This is a genomic window from Streptomyces sp. NPDC033136 (assembly GCF_055578235.1).
On record NZ_JBVIPD010000018.1, the window covers coordinates 13,609 to 37,593 of the forward strand.

The following is a 23,985-nucleotide window of genomic DNA, read 5'->3' on the forward strand; positions in this document are numbered from 1 at the left end:
CCGGACTTTCCCGTTTCGGCGGACGCACACCTCAGCCGCGCCTCCGCGTATCAGATGACGAGGCGACCCACGAGTCGTCGAGGAACGGGCTCGGCTTTCCGTGCCAGAAGACGTCCACACTGTCGCGGGCCCGTGTCGCCGCCACGAAGAGCAGAGACCGGGCGCGCTGGATCTCGTGCCGGTAACGGACGGGGTCCCTGTGGCGCAGGCTGTTGACGGTCTCGCGTGGCACAAGTCCGTCCGTCACCCCCGCGATGACCATGCGCTGGTACTCGAGCCCTTTGAACCGGAACATCGTGCCGATGTGCACACCGGTGGAGCCGTTCGGCCCGTCGGAGCGGATCTCCACCGAGTCGATGCCGTGCAGTTTGAGCGTGTAGGCCATCTCGGCCGCCATCTGATTCGTCGGCACGCAGATCGCGATCTGCTCGTGCGGAATGGCCGTGTCCGCGTCGGCGTCCCACTCCTCGATGAGCGCGGCCACGCCTTCCCGTTCGGAGGTCCAGTCCGGGAAGGCGTGCCCGGCTGGAAGCCCTCCACTGAGCACCGACCTGTAGCCGGCGAGCGTTTCCTCGCTGCCGTCGAGGTCGTCGTACTTGGTCTCGCCCAGCACCCCGAGGGCGGAGCGAAGGATCTGCCGCGTCGTACGGTAACTGAGGCCCAGCTTGGAGGACCGGCCCCGGATGTTGACACCGAGGCTGCCGAGCGTCACCTGGTTCTTGTAGATGCGCTGGTGGGTGTCACCGACCAGGAACAGGTCGTCGGCGCCCCGAGGGGCCATCGCACGCAGCATCTTCCAGTGGGCGGGGCGCAGATCCTGCGCCTCGTCCACCACGATGTGCCGGTACCGGTGACGGAGCCAGCCCCCTGAGCCGTCCTGGAGGTGGATGTTGTCGAGTCCGCCCGCCTCCTCCCGCTGCCGGGTGATGTTCTGGATGCGCTGTTCGCGGCCGATCTCCAACCGTGCGGCGCGTTCTGCCACCTGGTCCCAGGTCTGCCGCCCGAGTCGGTCCAGCCTTTGGGTGAAGCGCTCGGCGAGCTGCCAGATCTCGGCCCGCTCGGCACGGCCGATGTTCCTGCCGCGTCCGGCGCGCCGGGCCCTGAAGTAGTCGGTGCGGGTGCCGACGGCCTGGCCGAGGATGACCTGCGTCCACTCGTCGTGCAGGAACTCCGCGTCCCAGCCGTCCTCTCCCAACTCGTCCAGCAGCCCGCGCCATTCGCGCACCGCCTGGCTGTCGTCGATGGTCTGCTTGCCGCTGCCCGGTTCCGCCTCGCGGACGATGCGCAGGGCCAGCTGGTCGACGTGGCTCACCTCGACCCGGCTCAGCAGTTCCTCGCCCCCCAGCTCCAGGAGCCGAGCGCGCAGGTCGGCGGCGAGGTTCTTGTTGTACGTGGTGAGGAGGACGGGCTTGTCCCGGCCTGGGGGAAGCTGCCGTACGAGATGCCGTACCCGATGCAGGGCGACGATGGTCTTGCCGGTTCCGGGGCCGCCGCCCACCCGGGCGGGGCCGTTGTAGTGCCGTTCGACCAGTCGCGCCTGGGTGGGGTGGAGGAAGACCTTCCAGCGGCCGAAGTCGCCGCTCTCCAGTGCCTCCTTGAGGGCATCGTCGGTGGTGGTGACGACCGTCGCCGGCCGCTGCGCCGCGGCTTCGAAGTCGTCCGGGTCGACCGGCTCGGTGGTGGCCACCGGCCGGGTCACCTGGTCGAGGACGTCGTCGTACGGCGCGCCGTCGAACAGGGCGAGGAGCACTTCACCGGTGAGCTGCGGCGCGTACTCGACGAGGCCGAGCAACTGGTCCTCGGTGGCGAGGGTACGGATGACGGGCAGCAGGGGTTCGGCGACACCGAGGTCCGACAGCTGCTCGTCGGACCAGTCGGCGAACAGGGACCGGGGCGGTTCGGGCTGTGCCGGCGTGGACGGCTCGGTGCTCGCACGGGTTTGTGCGGGCGGGGCGGGGAGGCGGCGCAGGACACTGTCCTCGACCACCTCCAGGTCCACGTACTCGATGCCGCCGGTGACCTGGTTGACGCCGTACGACAGCCGGTTGTAGACGTCCTTGCGGTGCTTGACGGAGACGATCAGCCAGTCGTCGTCGGCGAGCCGCAGCAGCAGCGCCCGGTACTCGTCGTTGACGCGCGCCGACCAGAGCCTGCTGTCCCCCTTGAGCTGCTGGAGTTTCAGCCCGGTGGTGTGGGGGTTGCTCCGGAACTTGTGCTGGAAGTCGAAGAACGCGCCCTTGACCGTGCGGGGGAGCTTGAGGATCTCCTTGTCCGCCTTGTCGAGCAGGCGCAGTGTGACGCCGGAGGTGTTCATCGCTTCGGCTCCCCGTCCCTGATGGTGTCGCTGTCGTGCTGTCGTTCTGTGAGCCGGGCGATCATCGCCGCCGGGTCCCATGCGGCGGCGGTGCGGACCGTCCAGCCTGCCGCCGAGAATGCCTTGTCCCGGTCCTGGGCCTCGTAGTCCGGCTCGTCGCCGTCCGCGCGAGGGCCGAGGACCACTCCGATCCGGGCTGTGGGCCACGCCAGTTCGGCCTGCCAGCCGTGGCCGTCCAGCTCGTAGCCGTCCTGGGGCGCGGGCACCGCAGCGTCGGCCAGTGCGTGGGCGAGATCCGTGAGTCCCGGCTCCTCCGGGTCGAGGTACTCGATGACCCGGTCCCAGCCGGGGTCCCGCCCCGATGCGTCGCCGCCTCGTGGCTCATCCACGGAGGGCCTCGGCGCGGCCGCCTCATCCCTGCCCACCGCGGGCACTGCGGGCACGGGAACGACCCCGACGGACGCGAGTTCGTCGGTGGGCGAGGGCATCGGCGTACGCGTCGACGTCAGCCAGCCCTCCCCACCGGTCAGGGTGAGGACCTCGAGAGTGAAGCCGTCGAGCATGCTCGTCGTCAGCTGGGCGCTGTCTCCACCGCCGTGCTCCAGGAACTGCAGCACGTTGCTCCAGTACAGCCAGGCACGCCAGCGTCGCTTGTGGGCCGGCTCGTCGGCGAGGGCCGCGTCACCGTCGTCCAGGACGGTGAGTCCCGTCCATACGGGAGGAGTGCGTCTGCCGTCCGCGGCCAGCAGCAGACGGCAACCCGACCCGTCGCGACCCGAGAGCAGGCGTACGGGTCCGGCGCCCCCGGAGGGCATGGCGCCGCCCAGCGCTGCTCTGAGCCCCTCTCCGGCCCCTTCGCCGGTGAGCGCCACGGCGCGGACCCCGTCCGCCCCGCTGAGTCCGGCGGCAGCCGCCTCCGCTCGCCGCCTCCAGCGCTCCGGGTCGGGAGAGCGCAGATAGGCCAGCAGCAGCCGGGCCGGGTTGACCCACACCGTCTCGGCGAGTTCACCGGGCAGGCCCCGGCCCACGCGGTCGTAGTAGTCGCGGGCGCGCTGCTGTCCGGCCGCGCCGTACGGCACCCAGACAGGATCGGCGGGGTCGGCTCCCGCGTACCCGGTGTCCTTGATCCGCTGACGCCACTCCTTCACGTCGTGGTAGGTCAGCTGGAACACGCGAAGGCCGTCCGCCCGGAGCCGGGTGCGCTTCATCGCGTCGTCCGCCAGCCGGTTGTGCTCACGGGTGGCGTGGTACGCGTAGCCGTCGAGGTACAGGGCGACGCGCGGACCGGGGGTGTCCAGCCGTTCGAGGAGTATGTCGGGCCGGGTGCCGTCCAGGGCGCGCTGCTGGGAGACGCGCCAGCTCACGGTGGCCCCGTCGGGCGCTGTGAGCCGCAGGTCGAGGGCGTACGTACCGGCGGAGGTCGTGTACGTGTCCGCCGCGGCCCTCGACTCGGCCAGTTTCGCCCACTCCTGAAGGGTGTCGATGAAAAGGATCTCCAGGTCGCTCTCGGCCTGTCGTTGCAGCGGGATGTGGCGGGTCGTCGCCACCGGTGAGGTGCGCCATTCCTCACCGTCGGCGCCCAGCAGTTCGTCCAGCATCTGGCGGACCTCGCCCCGGCTGACCTTGTCGTAGTCAGCGGCCGGCACGCGCCGCAGCAGGCACTGGTGGCAGCCGTCGAGCCCCTTCTCGCGGCAGGGGCAGCGCTCGATGACGTCCCGTGCCTTGAGCAGTACCTCCCGGAAACCGTCGGCGGAGGACAGCCGGTGCAGGTAGCCCGTGCCGCCCGGCAGCCGGTCGTAGACGACGAGGAAGCGCCTCGGCCAGTCCGCGTCCAGGTCGCCGGCGTTGTCGGGCATGGTCGCCTCGGCGATGTCGATGTGGTCGGGGTCGCCGCCGTAGCGAGCCGCGATCCCCACGAACAGGGCGGCGGTGAACGACGCGAGCCGCTCCTTGACGCGTGCCACTGACGCGGGCAGCAGAATGCGCACGGCCTCGGTGGTCAGTTCGTGGGCGAGCAGCAGCGGCACGTCCTGGCCCTTGCCCTGTTGTCCGCCCGCGCCGGTGACGGGCTTTCGGACACGGCGGCGCGGGCACCACAGCTGATGGTGCTGGGCGGCCGGGGTGCTCGCCGCGCCCGACTCGGTGAGCGCGTGCTGCGGCACGTCCACCACCGGCCGGCCGTCGGCCGTGGCGCCGCCGCACTCGGTGCAGACGTAGAACGGGTTGAGCCGTACGTCCTGGCCGGCCAGCGGTACCGTGCTGCTGCCGTCCTCGCGGTCCAGCCCCAGGTTGAGTGTCCGGATCGTGGCGTGGCGGGTGAAGTCCACGCCGAACACGGCGCTGTCGTGCCGCCAGGAACCGGGCGCCAGACGGTCGGGGTCGATGTCGACGGTGGTGAGGACCGAGTAGCGCCTGCGGTCCCGTTCGTCGTGGTCGTCGAGGACCCGGGCGTCGTCGCGTTTGTCGCGGGACAGGACCCGCCTGGGCCGCAGTACGCGCTGGACGCACCCCGCGTCGGCGATCTCCCGGCCGTGACAGCGCGGGCACGGATCGGTGTTCCGCTCCGCGTTCTGCTCCTCGGTGCGGACATATCCGCAGGCGGGGCAGAGCCGCCACACCGACCAGGCGCGGCGCTCGGGACTGCCGACGTCCAGGGCGCGCACCACGTGACGGTAACCGTTGACGTAAAAGCTGTTGCCGGGGGCGAGTTCGGTGAGGGCCAGCTTGCGGGACCGCTCGTAGTCCCGCGTCTCACTGCGGTACACCTTGCGGACGGCGCCCTGCTCGGCGGCTCCCGCCCCGCCGGTGTCGTCCTCCTCGCCCGGGGTCTCCGTCCAGTACAGCGTCGCTTCCAGCCGAGTGGTGGTGTCCGTCAGGCTGTAGTTGGGCAGCAGTCCGAGGTCCACCAAGGTGGCGTGGGCGCTCGACTGGCTCAGCTCCCGCAGCAGGTCGCCGGCACCCCGCCGCTCGGCGAGCAGTTCGCGCCGCTCCCGGGCCTGCGACTCGTCGGACTGTGCCAGTTGCTCCGCGGCCTCGTCGATCGCCGCGATCCTGCGGCGCAGCTCCTCGCGCCGCCCCGTCCAGTCCTCCTCGGCCTCCTGCAACGCCCGCGCTATCCCGCTGGTGGCGTACGCCCTGAGTTGCTCCGCCGCGTGCGCGGAGACGCCCGCCCCGTCAGGGCTGTCGGGGTCCCGCACGTCGCTGTCGCCGGGGAACAGGGCGAGGAACTCCTCTGCGAGTGCCGCCCCGTGTGTTCGCGCGGCGTCCGCGAGGTCCTCGCACCACCCGCTGGTGCCGAACAGGGCGGAGGACAGCCGAGGGAGCGGCGCCAGCGTCTCGCCGTCGGAGGTCCGCAGCTCGCCACGGGCCGCCAGGTCCAGCAGCCGTGCCGTGTACTGGCGGCGCAGGATCTCGACCGCCGACAGGTAGCAGCCCGGCGGCAGGATGGCCCCGGCGATCATCTCGCGCGGCTCGTCCAGGTAGTACAGGTCGCGTGCCTTGCGTCCGCCGAACGCGACGACCAGCGCGTTGCCCGTGCGGCGTCCGGCGCGTCCGGCCCGCTGCACGTAGTTGGCGGGACCGGCGGGCAGGGAGCCGAGGAGTACGGCGGACAGGTCGCCGATGTCGATGCCGAGTTCCAGGGTCGGCGTGCACGACAGCACGTTGGGGTCGGTGTAGTGCGTACCCGCCTTGAACGCGCGCTCCACGCGCTCCCGTTCGGGGCGGCTGAGCATGCCCGTGTGCTCGGCGGTCACCACGCGGAACGTGCCGCCCGTCAGGTAGAGGCGGCGGTAGTAGTCGCGGGTGTAGTCCCGTTCCGGTACGAGGGGGCCCGAGTCAAAGCGGGACACCTCGGTCTCGGCGGCGGACCGGTCGGTCTGGGGCGCGGTCAGCCGGCCCCTGCACCGGTAGCGGGGACACGGATGCCCGTACCAGCGGGTGCGGCGCTCAGGTGTCACGACCTGCTGCCAGCGGCAGTCCTCGCAGGTGACGAAGGCCTTGTTGACGACGGCGTCGTCGAGCAGCCGCACCTCGATGTGGCCGGGCTGCAGCCCGTAGACCCGGGTCTGGCGGTCTCGGGCGGTCCGCACCGAGAGGACGCCCGCGTCGGCGAGGGCGGGCAGCAGCCTGCGCAGGTACTCGGTGGCCCCGGCGGCGTCCAGGTCGAGGCATCTGCGGGTCCAGTCCTGGTACCACCCCAGGCGTCCGGTGAGCGAGTCGAACTCGGTCCTGTCCTTCTGCCCGTCCAGCAGGAACCTCGGCGGGGCGACTCCTTCGGGGAAGGCGGGCATGCCATCGGGCCTGCGTCCGGAGATGAGGTAGCGGTCGGCACCGGCTTCCTTGATCCACGTGTCGAGCCACCGGTGCCGCACCGCGCCACGCAGCCGCAGCCGCTCCAGCAGACCCCGGACGTAGGCGAGATACCGCTCGGGGGTGGGCAACCCGCCGACCGCCAGCAACTGGCCGGGCAGGGCCAGGTGCAGGTCCCGCGCCAGGTCCGTGACCCGCTCGGGGTCCGTCACGGCGACCTCGGCGGCGGCGGTCCGGGTCAGCTCCAGGGTCCGGCCCGTGCGGCTGCGCAGCCCGAACTCCATCACCGTCGCGAACGCCAGCCGTTCACCGATCAGCCGCCAGGTCCGCGCGTCGCCGGTGCCGCGGCCGGACAGCAGCCGGTCGACGCCCGGTTCGTCATGCAGATCGGGGGGAACGACGGCGGCCAGCGCCTCCGGGTCGTCCACCGAGTCCAGCACATGGCCGATCAGGTCGTTCAGCGCGGTCGGCGCACCGGACTCGTCCAGGTTGTGGGCGAGCAGTGAGCGGAGCGAGAACTTGTACGAGGCGTTGGCGACGTATCCCGCCCGGTGTGCCGCGTCCTGCGTGGAGTCGTTGAACAGCAGCGTCTTGCGTTCCTCAGGGACGAGAGCGATGTCGCCGCCGGTGAACAACTGGGTGACCGTCGCGGAGGCGAGGGCCGCCCGGGCCGTGCCGAGGAAGCGGATGCTGTTGTCGGTGTGGCAGGCCGGGCACCGGTCGTCCTTGGCGGCCCGGTCGGCGGTCTTCTTGTCGAGCACCGCCAACGTGAACCAGGCGTCGACGAGATCTCCGTCGTCCCCGGTGGTCGGCATGCGGTAGGTGCCCTGCCCGCCGTCCAGCACCACCACCGACAACGGGTCGACGCCACCGTCCGAGGGCCGTGCGCCGGTCAGTGCGTCGAGGGCCTGCCGTCGCTCCCGGGCGGTGGCGGAGATGAAGTAGCGCAGGCGCCGCTTGTCCCGGCCCACCCCGGCGCGCCAGATCCGGTCCTGGGCCGTCACCAGCTGCTGCGGGTCGGCTTCCGGGGACAGGGCGGCCCACCCCGATCGCCCGCAGTTACGGCAGTACACGGCGGGCAGGTGCACCTGGGCCGGGCGCGGCGCGGTGTCGGTGCCCGGCAGTGGCTGTCCGCTCGCGGACGACGGATAGCCGCCGGACGAGGCGTCCGGGTCCTCGTCACCGGGCGGCGCGGCGTTCAGGGCGGCCCGGCGGGCGGCCGTGCGGTCGTCCTCGTACCAGCGGAACTCGGGGGTCCGGCCCACTCCGCGCAGTACCCGGGTCACGGGCCGCACCCACAGGTGTGCCTCGATGTGCAGCAGCGGCCGGGGCCGGCGCTCGTCGGAGTCGGGGTCGCGGGCGGCCGACAGCAGCGCCACGAACCGGGACAGCGCCTGGAGCACCAGTCTCGGGTTCTCCCGCGCCGTGCGGCCCCAGGAGTATCCGAACCGGGCGAGCCGGTCCCGCAGCGACCACTCGTCCACCGGCTCCCCGCTGAGCAGCGACAGCGCACCGTGGGTGAAGTCGTGCCGTTTGAGGAGCCGCCCGACGCGGAAGGCGTTCAGGCCGGAGCGGCCCAGCAGCCGGGCGGCGAGCGCGTCCAGGTCCAGCAGGTCGGGGCGGGCCTCCACGGCCGGTCCGCCGGACACCGCCACGACCTCCTGAGGGCTCGGCGGTTCCGGCAGTTCGTAGTCGACGGCGCCGGTGAACTCGTCGGCGGTCATCCGCTCCTCGCCGATGACCGCGTCCGCGGGGAACGGCATCCCGAACACCCGCGCCGCCACGTCGAGGACGCCCCCGGCCTCGTCGGCCTCCTTGCCCGGTGCACCCTCACCCAACGTCGCCGAGGTCGCCACCGGGCAGATCGACCCCAGCGGTCTGCCGGGCCGGGCCGCGCCGGTGGCGGCGGCCAGCCGGCGCAGCAGCATGGCCACGTCGGTGCCCTGGGCGCCGTCGTACGTGTGGAACTCGTCGAGTACGACGTACGCGGGCTCGGCGCCCTCCCACAGGCTGCGGTCCTCGCCCCGCTGCAACAGCAGGTCGAGCATCTTGTAGTTGGTGATCAGCACGTCGGGCGGTGAGACGCGCATCTCCTCGCGTCGCGTCATCACCCGCCGGAAGTCGGTGTCGGGCCGGTCGCCGATGTACAGCCCTGCCGTGACCTGGGCCAGCTCCGGCCGTGCCAGGTACTCCCCGATACGCCCGGCCTGGTCGGTGGCGAGCGCGTTCATCGGGTACAGCAGCACGGCCTTGATCCCGGCCCGCCCCTCGGTCTTCTGCCGCCGGCAGTGGTCCAGGACGGGGATCAGGAACGACTCGGTCTTGCCGGACCCGGTGCCGGTGGTCACCAGCGTCGGGCGGGCGGGCCCGTGCAGCGTGGACAGCCGCGCCCATGCCTTGGCCTGGTGCCGCCAGGGTGCGAACCCCGGGAAACCGGCCGACCACTCCAGCTCCCGCTGCCAGCCGTCGTCGGCGAGGTGGAACGGTGTCCTGATCCGCAGGTAGGGCCCGCGGAAGATACCGGTCTCGGGATGCCCGAGGAAGCGTTCGAGCGCGCTGCGGGTGTCTTCGTCGGCGAGGGCGTACGTCGTCGTGAGGTACTGCGTCAGACTGCCGCGGAGCTGCGCGGCGGCCATGGTGGGCTTCACGACGGTCCCCCTTGCGATGCCGGTGCCCTGATGATCGGGACCACCGTAATACGAGCTACACAGATGCCCAGGCCATCGGTCCTGCGGCTACCAGCCGGCCAGCTCGGTGATGAACTCCTCGTACGAACGGTTCTTCCCGTCGGGTTGCATGAGCTTGCCGTCTTTGCCGAAGGCCTTCTCCATGATGCGTGGCGCGTCCGACTCCAGATATGGCGGTGTCCAGGCATGCTCCTTCAGGCGTTCCTTGGGTTTGTGAATCTTCGTGAGATCACATCCCTTCTGATACTTGGCCTTTAGGATCCAGCCGTTGTTGACCTTGGCGAATGCGGCGGGGAACTGCATGAGCCACGCCTCCATCTCAAAGGCCGCCAGAGCCACAGCGGACGGACACGCAAAGTTCTTCCGCAGCTCGGCGCTGATTCGTCTGCGAACCTTTTCGTATTCCTCAGCGTTCACGAGGTCGAGATCGACGTGGACCACGATCCCTGCCAGCTCTGACCTGACGGAGGCCGCCTGGGCGAGCTTGCGCAGTCTGTCGATGCGCGGTGTGAGTTCCTTGTCCGCCTCCCTGAGCGAGGTCTTGTCCTTGATATTGACGATCTTCGTATCCGGGCGGAAAGCTCGAATGAGGTGCCAAAGGACCTTTCTGTCGAAGTCACCCTCCCCCGCGACGACTATGACGGAGTCCTTCCTCCTGGAACTCTTGTCCTTGCCCTTCACAGCCCACCCCCCAGGGTGTTGGCGAACCACAACTCCCCGATGGGCATGCCTTCGGATGCGTCGATGACTTCTTGGACCTCATCCGGCGTGAGCGCCGGGATGTGCGATGCTCCGTCCGTGCCCCGCTCACAGACCACGAATTCGTCCGGGGTCAGTTCGCTGACGAAAACCGGAGAATGAGTGGTGACCAGGAACTGCGCCCGGCGGCTCGCCTCCCGCAGCCGCCCCGCGAGGAGTTCCAGCGCATGCGGATGGATGCCGTGGTCGATCTCCTCGATACAGGTGAGAGCCGGCGGCTCGGGGTCGTGGAAGATCGACAGGAGGCAGAGGACTCGCACCGTTCCGAAGGAGGCGTCTTCCAGCCGGGTGCGTCCCCGAAGGCCCTCCTCCTCCAGTTCGATCGAGAGGTGGTCATACGTCCCTGGAGTGTCCACGATGTGCACGTCACGGATGTGGGGGATCACCGCTCTGACGTCGTTCAACAGGGCCTCCCAGACGTACCTGCGGCCTTCCTTGTCCCTTATCGCCCGGAGGGTCTTGAGGAAGTCCGCGAGGTTGGAGGCGTCGTCTTCCAGATGGCGCCCGGAACTGGTGATCGGTGAAGGTTTCCGTGCAGCCCGCACATCCGGGTCGAAGACCCTGATCTCGGAAAGGTGCTGCTTGATCTCCTCCACGGCGTGAGCGGTCGCGCTGTCCGCGGTCCAAGGCAGTGGTTGGTGAAGGGCGGACGTCATCCGGCCGATACCCTCGGTGCCTTCCAGGCCGTCGCTTGCCAAGGTGCTGTTGACCTCAACAGTCGCGCTCTTCAGCTCGATGGAGGTCGCGGTGTTCTGTCGCGGGTGCTGCGTGAACCGCTCCTGCCTGTACAGCACAGGGGCGAGCGACGACTTGCGACGCCGGTTGACACTCAGCTCGTAGCTGTCCGGGTGTTCCTTCGAGGCGAATTCGGACCAAATGCCCTCGATGCCGATCGTGATCCGGGACACCGGTTTCGGACCGCCTCGAAAGGCCACGATCTCGAAGCCGCCCCGCTCCTCCAGCGCCGACACGATCCCGTCGTGGGACACGCTGCGCAGAAACTCCAGAGCGTGAAACACGTTCGACTTGCCCGCAGCGTTGGGGCCGACCATCACAGTCAGAGGCCCGAGCGGCAGCTTCGTGTCGGTCAGGGTGCGGAAGTTGCGCACTGTGAGACCGAGTATGCGGTGGTTCAAGCCTCGCGCCCATCGTGGAACGGCCGGGCGACGACAACCCGGGCATCGAACTGGTCGGCGCACGGCGGACGGTCCCCGAGGCAGGCCTGAGTGCCGCTCAGCTCCCCACGTGAGTCGTCCACTTGGTGCGTCCGACCACCGAGCATCACGAAGCGTACAACTTGCGTCACACCGTCACCAGGTACTTGCGCACTTCAGCCATTCAGACTGAAAGGGCTCTCTTTTCAACGTCCGTGACTGACGCGGACCCTGACGGTGAGGGAAAGCGCGCGGGCAGTGCCGAGGGGGAGCCGCGATGTCCGAACCGCTCTACGTTCCCGTTCTGCCGGTCCGCCAGCATGCCCGGATGGCTTACGAGCGCCTCCGGCCCGACATCCAGGCGGCGGTCGCGCCCCTCTGGAACCTCCCGCCCTCTCCAGGTACGACCCCTGCGCAACTCAGGAAGACCCACTGGCAGAAGGAACTGCGCCGGGTGAGAGGCGTGCACCGGCGCCATCCGGGCTGGATCGACGCCTCGTTCGCCGAGGCGGGGCAGACACCCGCACTCGCCGCGATCCTGGCCGAGTACAGCGCACTCAACCACCTGCTTCGCCCGGTGACCGGTCCGGAGCGGGGCGAGGCCCAGCAGACTGCCGCGCTGGAGACCGCCCGTCGCTGCGGCTGCGGAGTCGGGGTCCGCGTCCGTATGCAGGGGGAGTGGGACGGAGCCGTCGCCGAGGCCGTCGGCGCGCTGCTGGCCCGAGTGGACCGGGAGGTGCCCGTCGATCTGCTGCTGGACCTGGGCGCCGTCCTGCCCGGCCGCCCCGACGCGGGAAAGGAGGCGCTGCGCGCTCTGGACGCCCTCGAGCCACTGGCCGGCGAGTGGCGGACCGTCGCCGTGCTCGGCGGGGCGTTCCCCCACGTCACCGACGACATGGCGCGGTTCGGCGAGCCGCACGAGGAGCCCCGCGCCGACTGGGACATGTGGCACGAGGTACGGGCCGCCCGCCGGGAGCGCCTCTCGCGGCTGAGATACGGCGACTACGGAGTGCAGCCCCCCGCGGCCCTGGCCACGGAGCCGGGAGGCGGAGGCCCGCCCTGGGGAGTCCTCCGCTACACCACCGACCGCTCGTTCGTGCTGTGCAAGGTGCTGAACGGAGGGCCGGACCGAACGGTGGGCATCCGGGCCGCCGCCCGCCGGATCCGCGATCTGCCCGACTTCCGCACAGCGGTCGCGAGCGCCGGGGAGACCTGGCTGCGCGACTGCGCCGAGGGGCCCGTGACGGACAGCGAGGGCACCGGCACCCACACCCAGTGGCTCTGGGCAGGCAGCGTCCAGCACATGACGCACGTCGTCCGGTCCCTGCCCGGCACCTGAACGGATCTCTGGTGCCGGGCCCTTCACGGTCAGTCGAAGACCGGCGCCAGGATCTCCTCGCCCGCCAGGATGCGCCACGCCGGGACCCGCACCGTGCGGCCGACCGGGCAGGTCTTCGCCCCGTAGCCCCCTGACGGCAGCCCGGTCAGGAGGTCGCCCCGCGCGTGGGTCAGCCTCAGGTGCCGTGCCGGGTCGATGCCGGGCGGCGGGCCGAGGTCGATCAGGACCGCCGTGTTCTGCCCGGCCTCGGTGAACAGCAGGTCCACCGGGTGGCCGCCGACCACCGCCGCCCGCTCCAGGTCGGTGATCCCGCGCTCGGCGAGGTACTGCTGGAGCCGGTCGGCGAGTTCCTCGCGGAACCCGGTCGCCGGCGTGGCCGTCGCCACCGGCCCCTCGGCCTCGTCGGTGTCGGCCCCCAGGAGCGTCGAGCGGTCCGCGAGCAGGGTCGGCAGTCCGCTCTGCCCCTGCCAGAACCCGTGCGCGCCCACGGTGATCAGCTGGGACTTCGCCCGGGTCACCGCCACGTTCCACAGGTTGACCTGGCTCGCGACCCAATGCGTCGTCCTCGGCGGGGTGTTGTGCGTGGCCACGGGGCTCAGCACCATCACGTCGCGCTGCCCGCCCTGGAAGGCGTGCACCGTGCCGACCCGGACGCGGTCGTCGTCGCGCCACACCCGCGCCAACGCCTCCTTCTGTGCCCGGAAGGGGGTGACCACACCCACCGTGGCCTCGGGCGGCAGCCGCTCCAGCAGTTCGTCCACCATCCCCCGTACGGCCTCCGCCTCCGCGAGGTTGCGCCAGGAGCGCCCGTCGCCGCCCCGCGCCGACTCTCCGCGCGGTACGTCGACCCAGCCCAGCGCCGGCGCCGGATCGGCCGCCCCCACCGGGTCGGCGGCCGGGACCTGCCCCCGTACGTCGGTGAGGACCTGCAACTGGCCCGCGTAGCAGTAGCCGTTGACGACGTCGGCGATCCGGGGGTGGCAACGGTAGTGCTCGTCGAGGAGCAGCGCGGAGTCACCGTGCTGCTCGGCCGCGTGGTAGGAGGAGTAGACGTGGTAGGTGAGCCGGTGGTGCTCCAGCTGCGCCGCGCTCAGCCCGGCCCGGACCCGAGCCTGTTGTTCCTGCTGCGGTGACACGCCGGGGATGTGCCCCAGCTGCATCGGATCGCCGATGATCAGTGCCCGGCGGGCCCGGAACAGCAGGGGCAGCACCGACGGGATGGAGCACTGGCTCGCCTCGTCGATGACGACGAGGTCGAACAGCTTCGGGGTCAGTTCCAGCTGCCGCACCGAGTGAGTGCTGACGGCCCATCCCTTGATGTGCGCCATCAGGTTCTTCTGGCTGCGCTGGAAACCCGAGCGGCTCCGCAGTGCCTGGAGCCGCTGCTGCATGAGTGCCCGCCCCCGCGTCAGCGCCTCGGCGGACAGCGCCCGCGACAGTTCCGAAGACAGTTCGGAGAGCGTGCCCGCCGCCTCCAGCCGTGACCGCCGCAGCCCGTCCTCGTCCCATCCCGTCTGCCGGGGGACGAGCGCCCGCACCTGTTGTTCCACGGCCACGGTGTCCGCCAGCGACTCCAGCAACTCCGCCGGCACCGGCCTCCCGGTCGCCCACTCCGGCCACGAGGGCAGATCCGGCCGGGCCGGTACGTCCGGGCGGTCCTCCTGCGCGTCATCGGTCGCCGCCGCCACGAGTGCGGCAAGGGCCCGTCCCCGACGCCATGGGCCGAGCAGCCACCAGGGAGCACCGGCCACCTTCCGCGCCCGCCCCTCCCAGTGACCCAGAGCGGCCGAACCGTCGTCGCCCGCCGCAGCCCACACACGTTCCAGGAGCGGCAGCGGCAGTTCCAGCGCTTGTGCCCGTTCCGCCCGCTCCTGGAGCAGCTCCAGCAGGCGCCCTTCCTCGGCGACGTGTCGCGCGGCCTGTGCCCGCAGCCCGTCGGCCGTTTTGCGCGCACTGCGCAACTGCCCACCCACGGTGGCCGATCCGCGTCGCGGCGCCCGGGCGGGCTCGCCCAGCAGCCCTTCCAGCTTGGCGGCTTCCCGCACCAGCGCCTCTGTGTTGCCCGTCCGCATCAGCAGCCCGGGCGCGATGTCGTCGCAGCGTTCGGCGACGACGTTCACGGCCTCGTTGTTCGTCGAGGCGACCAGCACGGACTGCCCGGCGGCGACACAGGTGGTGACGACGGCGGTGACGACCTCGCTCTTGCCGGTGCCGGGCGGCCCGGTCGCCACCGTCAGGGGCCGCGTCATCGCCGAGGAGATGACCGACTCCTGGCTCTCGTTGCACGGCCCCGGAGCCACCACGGCGACGGACGCGCCCCGCGCCGCACCCTCGCCGCCGCTCAGCAGCGCGTCCAGGGCGGTGCCGGGGATCTGCCCGGTCCGGGCCGACATCTGCAGCAGGTTGTCCACCAGTGCCTCGGTGGCCTTGGCCTCCACACCCGAGGGCACCAGCAGGACGGCCGCGTTGTGCGCGCCCGGCCGCAGCGCCTGCATCACCGTCCGCTCGCTGAGCGCGGACGGGTCGAGCGGTTCCAGCTCCGGCAGCCCCAGCGTCTCCAGCAACTCCCGTACGGCGCGCAGCATCTGCGCGTCGTTGCCCTCCTGCCAGGAGGGCTGCCAGTGTGCGATGAGGTCGGCCGCGTCACCCGCGTCCAGCAGCTCCGAGACGACACCAGTGTGCAGGGAGGGGACACCGCTGGGCCGGAGCACGTCCCGGCCCTCCTCGTCCGGGGCCAGTTCCATCTGCTGGATGAGCAGCGGCGCCAGCTCCACCGCGGTACGGCGTCCCCGGGCACCGCCGTCGCGCACGGGCAGGGTGATCGCGGGATAGCCGTACCAGTACTCCTGCTGCGCCCCCGTGTCACCGCCGCTCGCACCGGCCGGCCTCCCCTGCGGCCTGGGCAGCGTCCCGGGGGCGGGAAAGACGGCGCCCCGACCGGACTGGATGGTCTCCTCGCCCTGGCCCAGCAGGAAGTACTTCGAGCCGCGCCCGCTGTCCCGGTCGGGCCGCATCCCGGCCGCCGACTGAGCGGTGAGGCAGTGCGCGTAGTACCGCAGCAGTCGCTCCCAGTCGACGCCGTCCCGCGCGTCCAGCGCGGCCAGTTCCCGGGCCTTCAGCAGGGCGGGCGACCGCCGGGCCGCCTCGGACGCGTCGCGCGGCGGCACCGGAAGGTGCACCGGGCGGGCCACCGACCGGGCGAAGGGAAGCTGGTTCGTGGCCCTGATCGTGGACTTGGTGGGGCGCTGCTCCTCCGGTACGCCGTCGCGCCTCATCTGCGCGGTGAGGTACTCGAAGAGGTCGTCCGGCGTGATCCAGCCGCCCTCCTTGATCCGCCCGTTGCGCAGCCCCTCCACGATCTCCCCGGTGAACCGGGACGTACCGAGGCTCGACCCCTCCGGCGCCATGGCGGACGCGGACTGGAGGGCGTCGGACGCGGTGATGAAGTACACGCCCGTGGGCCGCAGCAGCGTGCTCGGCGCGGGCCGCGCGGGCCCCTCCGCCGGCCCCTTCGCGGTCCAGCCCTGGACGACGGAGCCGCTGGAGCAGCAGTCCAGCAGCACCAGCTTCGAGGCGGCCCGGCACGACTGGAGCATCCGCTCCAGGAACTCCGCCGGGACCGCCGTACCCGGCAGATCGGCCGGGTCGGTGTCCCGGGTCAGGAAGTACAGCTGGTTGTCGTCCTCGCAGAACTCGCCGTGCCCGCTGAAGTACAGCAGCGCCGTCTCGCTGGGCTGCCGCGCGTTCAGGTACGTCTCGACGGCGTGCAGCATCTCCGCGCGGGTCGGTTCGGCGACCATCGCGCAGTCGTTGTACATGCCGATCTCGGTGTTCTCCAGCACCGCCCGCATGTAGTGCAGGTCGGCGCGCACGGGCGGCAGGTCCGGGTACGCGTCACTGTCGTACGTGGACACGCCCACGAGCATGGCGAACCGGTCGTTGTCGGTCATCCGCGCTCAGCCCGCCGCGGGGCTGTCGCCGGGACCGTCGAGCTCCGTGCGGCGGGGCGTCTCACCGCCGCCCGCGAGGAACCGTTCGATCCGCTCGTCGTCCTCGCGGGCCTCCTTCCCGGTGATGTGCAGGGTCGCCCCGTCCGGCCGCGTCACGACGACCGTCCGCTGCGGCACCCGGGCCAGCCAGATCTGCACCCCGGCGGCGACCAGTGACCCGGCGCTGATCAGCACGCCGATCGTGTCGGCCGTGAGCCCGCCCTTGAGCGACCCGTCGACCGGCGCGCCCGCGCCCCGCCGGGGAACGTCCAGCGCCGCCTCCGGATCGGCGTCGGCGATCTGCGTGAGCAGCTCCCGTGCTTCCTTGCGCGCACGCAACGGGTCCTCGTCGACGATGGAGATCCGGAACCCGGTCCGTTCCTCGGGCGTGGTGGTCACAGCGCGTCCCCTCGATCTGCGGTGTGCCTGGTGGAGGCGTGAGCGGACGACGATAGTTGGCGGGTCTGACAGCGGGTGCCACGGTTTCCGAAAACCCGTCAGGCGTTGGCGGGAAAGTGGCCGACGGGAGACGGTGCGGGGGCCTCTCCGGGTAGCCATAGCTCCGCCCACACGGTCTTGCCGGGGCCGTCGGCGCGTGGGGTGACGGCCCAACGGGTGGCCAACTGGCCGACGATGAGCAGGCCCCGCCCCGACTCCTGGTCCCCGGGCGGCTCCTGCGCCGTGAGCGGCGGTACGTGTTCGGTGCGGGTGTCGGTGACCTCGACGCGCAGAGTGCGCGGGCCGCCGGCGGTCTCGGCCAGTCGCAGGTGGAAGTCCCGCCCGGCGACATGCCCGTGCCGTACGGCGTTGGCGGCCAGCTCCGACGTGATCAGGGACAGCGTCTCGTTGGCGTTCCCGGTGTACGGGTGGCCCCAGGAGTCCAGCCGGTGGGAGACGAGGCGCCGGGCGAGGCGTGCGCCGCGGGTGGACGAGGTGAAGCGCATCGCGAACTCGCGGCGGACAGGGCTGAGTGCCGCCGCCCCCGGTGCGGGGGAAGTTTCGTTGTTCATGTGGTCCACGCTGACGTGCCGGTTTTACCGTGACGAGATACGACGTGCACACGGGCGATAGCTGTACGTGAGGTGTCGGTGTGTGTAGGCGGGGCGGTGCGTGACGGTCGGCGCGGGGCCGCGTTGGCCGGGGAGGTGGTGCGGAGCATGAGCGAGGTGGCTGGGTTGACCGAGGAGGAGCCCGGGGCGGAGGGGGAGGAGCGGGAGTCGGGGGCGGGGTCCGGCATTCTGCGGGTCTTCGGGCGCCAGTTGAAGCGGTTCCGGTTACGGGCGGGGCTGGAGCGGGCCGAGTTCGGGTCGATGACGGGCTACTCCGTGTCGACCATCGCCGCGTACGAGCAGGGGCGTCGGGTGCCGCCGCCGAGGTTCATCGACCAGGCGGACGAGGTCTTGGACGCGGGTGGGGTCCTCCAGGAGATGAAGGAGGAGGTTGCGCGGGCGCAGTTTCCGGCGTTCTTTCGGGATGCGGCCAGGTTGGAGGGGGAGGCGGTTGGGTTGCATGTATACGCGATGTACGCCGTCCCGGGCCTGTTGCAGACCGAGGAGTACGCCCGAGCAGTGTTCTCCGTCCGCCGCCCACTACTTGACGAGGATCGGATCGAGCAAGGGCTGAGCGCACGTCTGGCGAGGCAGGAGATCTTCGCGCGCAAGCCCGCGCCGCTGGTGAGCTTTGTCCTGGAAGAGTGCGTGCTCCAGAGGCCTCTCGGGGGTAAGGACGTTCTGCGGGGCCAGTTGGAGCAGGTACTGCTCATCGGCCATAAGCGGAACGTCGAGATCCAGGTCATGCCGGTGAGTCGCGAGGACCACGGCGCACTGGGTGGCCCGTTCACCTTGATCGATACACCTGAAGGGCGGAGGATCGCCTATGCGGAGGTGCAAGGCGACAGCCGCCTCTACTCAGGGCAGTCGAAGGTCCGGGAGCTTGAGGCCCGTTACGGGATTCTCAGAGCACAGGCCCTCACGCCGAGTGAGTCACTGGCATACGTAGAGAAGTTGCTGGGAGAGACATGAGCGTTGAGCCCGAACTGGCCTGGTTCAAGAGCAGCTACAGCACCGGCGACGGAGGCGAGTGTGTCGAGGTCGCCGTCCGCCCTCACATCGTCCACGTACGCGACTCGAAGGACATAGCCCGCCCTGGCCTTGCGGTCGAAGCGGCGGTCTGGGACGCGTTCGTCGGCTTCGCCGGCCGATAGGGCGCTGAGTCTGCCCCTGGCACTGTGTCAGGGGCAGACCTGTGTCTGGCCAGGCTCGCCGACTACGCCTGTACGGCTTCGCGGCCGGGTGGTGTGCAGCGTCCGGCGGCGATCTCCGCGTCCAGCCGGGCCTGGAAGTGCGCGTGCGCAGCCCTCATCTCGGCCTCTCGGTCGGCCTTGTAGAAGGGGGCCTGAAAGCCCTCCGGGGGAGGGGTGCGCTCCGGGTCCTCCAGGTGGGCAAGGAGATCGAGGTAGTCCTGCTTGGTCTGGCCGCTGCCGAAGACGTTGAAGTCACCTGCGATCTTTCGGTCATTGACGTCGAAGTAGGTCACCGATTCGTAGGCGTATAGCTGCGGGTAGCGGGACTTGAAGATCGCGGCGAGCTGGTCGGCGGTAATGCCGAGCCAGACAGCTACCAGGGCGTCGAGCTCGACGAGCGCGGCCCGGCGTTCGTGCTCGCTGCGGAGTGGAGTGCTGTACTCCCAGGTCGGCTTGAGGCCTGCCGCGAGGGGCTTCAGGTGGGGCCAGTGGGGATTAGCCCAGTCCTCGTAGCCCGCCCAGCGGGGATCGAATAGCTCCGCCCAAAGGGGAGCGTAGTGACTGGTGAGGGCGTTCAGGCGAAGCGTACGGAGGAGGAGGGCTGGGGCAAGTGGATGCTTGGGATCGGGGGCGGGCATCTTGCGCGCTTCGCTGGTCTGGAGGTGGCGGCGGCCAGTGATTCGCAGTAGGTAGTCCAATGGAAGCGCAGCCCAGAAACCCGAGTTGAGGGTGGTCAGCCGATTGTCGGTCAAGGCCATCGAGGAAACACTGTCGATGTGTGCAGGGCCGGGTGGGATAACGGCAGCGTGGAGGCAGCGGCTACTGTCAAAGGGAATCATCCTTCGCCAAGCCAGGCGGAAGAATGTGCTGGACGGCCTTCCGTGCCAGGAATTCTGGGCTGCCAGGTACGTCGCCTCGTCGGTGGCCCGCACATAGTTGGTCACGGGGACGTAAGCCTCTGGCAATTGTGTCGGCGTGAGCAAATCCCAGTCCCTGTTGCTTCGGCATGGAATTCGCGGCTTCTTTGAGAAGGGGAGACCCGACGCGAAGTGTGGACCTTGGAGAATTACATCCCGGAAATCGGACGTTTCCTGGTTGCCCCAGCGAATCAAGCCATCTCGCTTTGCGGCGCCTTCATCGTATCCCGTTGTAATCAACGGAGCGTAACTGGCGAGGCTGTTTGGGTAAGCCGCAAGTGCATCGATAGCCCCTTGCTCGCCGCGCAGGACCGGGTAGAGCAGAGGAGTCTCGGCAGCCGAACCCGTCGAACCAGTCAAAGCTTGCCAGTTGGCAAGCAGTCTGCTGTCCACACGCATCACGCGGTCACGATGCGGTCGGATGTCCCATGAGCCGTTGTGCTTGATGCCGGGTGTCGGACCGCTTCCGTCGTGCGCCAAGGATGCAGGGAGAACGTCGGCCCCGCGTAGCTCGCTGAGGTGCAGGAAATCGGGTTCTCGTGGTGTGCCGTAGATGTGCATCCCAAATTCCTGGGACCAATTCAGATCTTCGAACGCCCATCTGGATGAGTTCACAAAGTGAGCGTGTACGCGGAGGTGCCGGTAAGTGGCGGCTCGGATGGATCCCTCGCGTACACCGCCGAAGTGTGTGTCTGGATGGATCAGTCCTGCGCTGCCATGCTCTGCGATATGGCGCCAGACCTGTGCCATGAAAGCCCGGTAGAGGTCACTCTTCGTTCCTGCTAGCAGCGGATATGTAGCCGGACTGCTCATCGCGGCTGAAACAGCAGCGTTCGTGGCCAACTCTCCGAGGTAGTACCTGCTTCCGGAAGCAGTCAATGCTTCTTCCTTGCGCAAACGCCGCTCTGCCGCACCTGGCTTCTCTGCTAGTACAAACCACGGCTCCAGCTCGGCCAACACCTGGTCCTCATGCCAATGCGGCTGCACCCAAGGCGGATTCCCCACCTGCAAATCAAACCCACCCCGCGCGAACACCTGCGCGAACTCCAACTCCCAGTGGAAGAACCCCTGCGCCTTAGCCACATCCCTCGCCATGGCCGCCCACAGGAACCGATCCCCGAGCCTGTGGAACCGCTCCATGCCCATCCACTCGGGCAACTCGCCCTCGTACACCGACAGATCGTCCAGCGTCTCGAACGCCGACACCAGCGACTCACTCGGCACGTCCTGCGTCCCAAGCAACGCCTCGGCGAAGTCGAGCCAGTCGTCCAGCCCCGCCAGCGGAATGACCTCTCGCCGCTGCCCCTTGACCCGCTCCTCGCGACGCCCCTTACGGCGGCGCGACACCGAATCGCGCGTCAGAGTCATCTGCTGAGGCTCAGCCGAGAAACCCGGCAGCGCGTCCGCCTCCCAGGCCATCAGAACTCCGGAGTCCTCCTCACCAGCCGCAGCCGATACCCCGGCCGCCTCGAACTCCGCCGCCCGCTCCGCCAACGCCTCGGCCCGCGCATACCGTTCGTCCGTACCGTCCAGCAGCGCAGCGCCCTGCACCGGCCAGAACCACAGCGCACACCACGCGTCCATGAGCGTCTTGAGCCGCCAGTACGGCGTGTCCTCGGCATGGAGGTCGGCCAGCACCTCGTCCCGCTGCACCGCGACCTCCGGCCGCCGCAGCCAGTCGTCCTCCGCGCCCCAGACTCCGATGCGCCGCGAGATGTCCCGCTCGGACAGCTCCAGGCGCCGCACGACCAGCCCCCACAGGTACTCGGCCCGCCGGGCGAGCCCCTGAAGCCGGGCGGTCTGCCGGGCCGTCGGTGACTTGGTGATCGCCTTCCGCCACGCGCCCAGCGCCTTCGCCGCCTCCGGGGCGAGCGCGCGCGCCTCCTTCTCGGCGGCGACCGCGCCCCACTCCTTCGCCGGAAGCAGGAAGTGGTGCACCGAGCCCTCCGGCAGGGTCGCACCCCCCACCGCGTCCGCCAGCGCGAACCGCTCCGGAGTGGTCCCCAGCCAGCCGCCCTTCTTCAGGCGGTCGGCGGCGTACAGCTCCCGCCGCCCGCCGATCAGCGAGTTGCCGCGCCGCAGGTGCAGACCGAACCAGGGCGCTTCCATACCGGGGTGCATCGTGTTGAGCCACAGCGACACCTCGGCCAGCTCCACGGCCGTCTCGTTGAGGTCGACCCCGTAGGAGTTGTGCAGGGCGATGTACGCCTTGGCCTTCTGGAGTTCGACGGCGTACTGCTCGGTGTCGATCGACCGGCCCAGCTCGCTCTGCCTGCGCCGCAGATACTCGGCGGCGACCTGGTTGATCGCCTCGTTGAGGAACGCGCCCGAGCCGAGCGCCGGCTCGCAGATCCGCCAGTTCAGCAGCTCCTTCGCCTCGGTCTCCTCGGTGAGCAGCTGCTGGAGGGCCAGCTGCACGGTGACCTTCGTCAGCGACTCCGGTGTGTAGTACGAGGCGGAGGTCTGCCGGTCGCGGCCGGAGAGGCGGTACACGAAGGAGCCCGGGGGGTACCGCACCCGGACGTCCTCGCCCGTGTGCCGGTCCCGGCGACGTACGAACACCGAGTCGTCGTACTCGCCGATCTTCGACTTGGGGACCAGCCAGGAGCCGTCCTTCCGGTCGCCGCCCTTGGCGACCTCGTACAGCTCCTCGCCCGCGATGAAGCCGCTGTACGACATCAGGCCCTCGTACACCGCGCCGAGCTGGTTGATGCCGAGCTGGGCGTAGGAGATGAAGCCGCCGCGTTCGCCCCGCTTGCCCCGCGTGATCATCAGGTGGTGCAGCACCTGGTGGAGCGTGGCGTTGCGCAGCCGGGTGTCGAGGTAGCGCACGGACTCGCCCCGGGCCAGGGCCTCGTCGGAGTCGAAGCGCGGGTCGGGGAGGCTGTCGTCGCCGATCAGCCGGATGGCGTCACGCTCGAAGAGCTTGCTGTGCAGCGGTTCGAAGCGCAGGCCGACGTCCTCGCTGGTCTTGGCGTCGATGCCGTCGACCGTCGCCTCCACGCCGTGGGTGCGGCGCGGGCGGTAGCCGTCCTGCACCTTGCCGAAGAGCAGGTCCAGGGACTCGTAGAGGTAGAAACCCTTGCGGGCGGTGTCGCTGATCGGTTCCCGGTCGGCGATCAGTTCGGCGAGGCGGCCGAGGCCGTACCCCTGCTGGTACTCGGGGTAGTCGGCCGGCAGGATGCCCAGGTCGGGGCGGGCCTCGGCGTAGAGGAGGAACAGGATCCGGTAGAGGTAGCGCAGCGACTCGCGCGTCAACTGCCGACCCAGTTCCGAGAGTTCGCCGATGTCCTCGGGGCGCAGGTCCTGCTCGCGCAGTCGCTCCAGTACTTCGTTGGCGATGAGTTCGACGCTCTTGCGCAGGCCGTCGCGCAGTTCGCTGGAGACACCCACCGCGTGCTTCGCGGACTTGCCGACGAGTTCCGCGAGCGGGTTCTCGCCGCCCTCCTCCGGTGTGCGCAGCGAGTCCGCGCCGAAGAGCGCGGCCACCGTGTCGAGTTCGCCGCCCACTCTGGTGTCGTTGCGCTGGAGCGCGATGTCCAGGGAGACGCCGAGAGAGCGGCCCTCGCCCCACACCACCCGGTCGGCGAGGACGATCACCCCGCCACACAGCAGCAGCACGTACCGGGGCGGCTCCTCGCAGGCGAACAGGAACCTCGCCAGCTTGTCGCCGGTCTCCAGCGAAGGAAGACCGTCGAGTGGCACCGGCTCCAGCAGCCGGCCCCGGCCGTTCTTGTCCAGGGCGGCATCCGGTTCGGCAGCCCAGCCGCAGTCCACCGCGACCAGGCCCTTCTCGGCATGGGCGACCGGGATCTCATGGGTCTGCCCGGCGCGCACCACGGTGAGCGTGCGCGGCTTGGCGTCGTAGCCGAGAGCGCGCAACACCTCGGCGTTGAGCGCCCGTACCCGCTCCCGCCACGTCGAGTCGCCGTAGGTCACCTCTTCCTCGTCGCGTTCCCGTACCACGCGGATGCCGTCCTCGTCCTCGGGGAGGGCGAAGAACGACCGGGCCCGGAAGTAGTCGCGGCGCAGCGCCCGCAGCCCCGCGCGGGGGGTCACGGGCAGCCCGTCGGCGCCGGGCGTCGACGCGTCGAGTGCGTCGGCCTCCGTGGCGGCGGCACCTCCGGCGGGCGGCTTCGCCGCCTCCTCGCGGTCCTTCCACGCCTGCAACAGGCCCGACTTGAGGTCCTTCGGGAGCACCTCGGCCAGATAGTGGGCCGAGAAGTAGTCGCCGCGGTTGACGAGGGAGTCGTACGTCATGGCAGGGCTTCTC

11 protein-coding genes are annotated in these 23,985 nt (G+C 70.2%); 3 read left to right on the forward strand and 8 right to left on the reverse strand.

Annotated elements, in window-relative coordinates; all coding sequences use genetic code 11:
- Nucleotides 1–31: 31 nt before the first annotated feature.
- From ACZ5TL_RS27980 to ACZ5TL_RS27995, 4 genes are all read right to left on the reverse strand, one after another.
- Nucleotides 32–2,314 (reverse strand): UvrD-helicase domain-containing protein, encoded by a 2,283-nt coding sequence (locus tag ACZ5TL_RS27980; RefSeq protein ID WP_468593208.1) that lies wholly within the window; start codon nucleotides 2,312–2,314, stop codon nucleotides 32–34.
- Complete coding sequence (locus ACZ5TL_RS27985) at nucleotides 2,311–9,273, reverse strand: DEAD/DEAH box helicase (protein ID WP_468593209.1); 6,963 nt, start codon at nucleotides 9,271–9,273, stop codon at nucleotides 2,311–2,313. Before ACZ5TL_RS27985 ends, ACZ5TL_RS27980 begins: the two co-directional genes overlap by 4 nt.
- Before the next feature lie 87 nt (nucleotides 9,274–9,360).
- Nucleotides 9,361–9,993, reverse strand: coding sequence for a hypothetical protein (locus ACZ5TL_RS27990; RefSeq protein WP_468593211.1), 633 nt, complete (start codon nucleotides 9,991–9,993; stop codon nucleotides 9,361–9,363).
- Nucleotides 9,990–11,180: an AAA family ATPase gene (locus tag ACZ5TL_RS27995; RefSeq protein ID WP_468593212.1), complete on the reverse strand. Its 1,191-nt coding sequence runs from the start codon at nucleotides 11,178–11,180 to the stop codon at nucleotides 9,990–9,992. The genes ACZ5TL_RS27990 and ACZ5TL_RS27995 overlap by 4 nt, the downstream gene beginning before the upstream one ends.
- Before the next feature lie 322 nt (nucleotides 11,181–11,502).
- On the opposite strand from ACZ5TL_RS27995, the gene ACZ5TL_RS28000 reads away from it, so the two are divergent.
- Entirely contained in the window at nucleotides 11,503–12,564 is a 1,062-nt protein-coding gene (locus ACZ5TL_RS28000) for a beta family protein (protein ID WP_468593213.1), read from the forward strand.
- 29 nt (nucleotides 12,565–12,593) lie between these two features.
- Here ACZ5TL_RS28000 and ACZ5TL_RS28005 read toward each other — a convergent pair whose 3' ends face one another.
- The 3 genes from ACZ5TL_RS28005 to ACZ5TL_RS28015 all read right to left on the reverse strand — a co-directional run bounded on the left by ACZ5TL_RS28005 (nucleotide 12,594) and on the right by ACZ5TL_RS28015 (nucleotide 17,563).
- The gene (locus ACZ5TL_RS28005; RefSeq protein WP_468593214.1) at nucleotides 12,594–16,514 is read right to left on the reverse strand and encodes a caspase, EACC1-associated type; all 3,921 of its coding nucleotides are present in this window, start codon (nucleotides 16,512–16,514) and stop codon (nucleotides 12,594–12,596) included.
- A 6-nt stretch (nucleotides 16,515–16,520) separates the two neighbouring features.
- Entirely contained in the window at nucleotides 16,521–16,952 is a 432-nt protein-coding gene (locus tag ACZ5TL_RS28010) for an effector-associated constant component EACC1 (protein ID WP_468593216.1), read from the reverse strand.
- A gap of 98 nt (nucleotides 16,953–17,050) precedes the next feature.
- A complete protein-coding gene (locus tag ACZ5TL_RS28015) occupies nucleotides 17,051–17,563 on the reverse strand; it encodes an ATP-binding protein (protein WP_468593218.1) in 513 nt (170 codons plus the stop codon).
- A gap of 147 nt (nucleotides 17,564–17,710) precedes the next feature.
- Here ACZ5TL_RS28015 and ACZ5TL_RS28020 point away from each other — a divergent pair, with 147 nt between their 5' ends.
- Both ACZ5TL_RS28020 and ACZ5TL_RS28025 read left to right on the forward strand, forming a co-directional pair.
- Nucleotides 17,711–18,574 carry a helix-turn-helix domain-containing protein gene (locus tag ACZ5TL_RS28020; RefSeq protein WP_468593219.1) on the forward strand — a complete coding sequence of 288 codons (864 nt, stop codon included), beginning with the start codon at nucleotides 17,711–17,713 and terminating at the stop codon, nucleotides 18,572–18,574.
- The gene (locus ACZ5TL_RS28025; RefSeq protein WP_468593221.1) at nucleotides 18,571–18,756 is read left to right on the forward strand and encodes a DUF397 domain-containing protein; all 186 of its coding nucleotides are present in this window, start codon (nucleotides 18,571–18,573) and stop codon (nucleotides 18,754–18,756) included. Before ACZ5TL_RS28020 ends, ACZ5TL_RS28025 begins: the two co-directional genes overlap by 4 nt.
- A 62-nt stretch (nucleotides 18,757–18,818) precedes the next feature.
- Here the strand turns inward: ACZ5TL_RS28025 and ACZ5TL_RS28030 are convergent, their stop codons facing one another.
- Nucleotides 18,819–23,972 carry a DNA methyltransferase family protein gene (locus ACZ5TL_RS28030; RefSeq protein WP_468593222.1) on the reverse strand — a complete coding sequence of 1,718 codons (5,154 nt, stop codon included), beginning with the start codon at nucleotides 23,970–23,972 and terminating at the stop codon, nucleotides 18,819–18,821.
- Nucleotides 23,973–23,985 lie beyond the last annotated feature (13 nt).

What these genes read in the sequence shown, in the direction of transcription:
- ACZ5TL_RS27980 (WP_468593208.1), bottom strand. Translation starts at nt 2,314, where the DNA reads ATGAACACCTCCGGCGTCACACTGCGCCTGCTCGACAAGGCGGACAAG.
- ACZ5TL_RS28000 (WP_468593213.1), top strand. Translation starts at nt 11,503, where the DNA reads ATGTCCGAACCGCTCTACGTTCCCGTTCTGCCGGTCCGCCAGCATGCC.
- ACZ5TL_RS28005 (WP_468593214.1), bottom strand. Translation starts at nt 16,514, where the DNA reads ATGACCGACAACGACCGGTTCGCCATGCTCGTGGGCGTGTCCACGTAC.
- ACZ5TL_RS28015 (WP_468593218.1), bottom strand. Translation starts at nt 17,563, where the DNA reads ATGAACAACGAAACTTCCCCCGCACCGGGGGCGGCGGCACTCAGCCCT.
- ACZ5TL_RS28020 (WP_468593219.1), top strand. Translation starts at nt 17,711, where the DNA reads ATGAGCGAGGTGGCTGGGTTGACCGAGGAGGAGCCCGGGGCGGAGGGG.
- ACZ5TL_RS28025 (WP_468593221.1), top strand. Translation starts at nt 18,571, where the DNA reads ATGAGCGTTGAGCCCGAACTGGCCTGGTTCAAGAGCAGCTACAGCACC.
- ACZ5TL_RS28030 (WP_468593222.1), bottom strand. Translation starts at nt 23,972, where the DNA reads ATGACGTACGACTCCCTCGTCAACCGCGGCGACTACTTCTCGGCCCAC.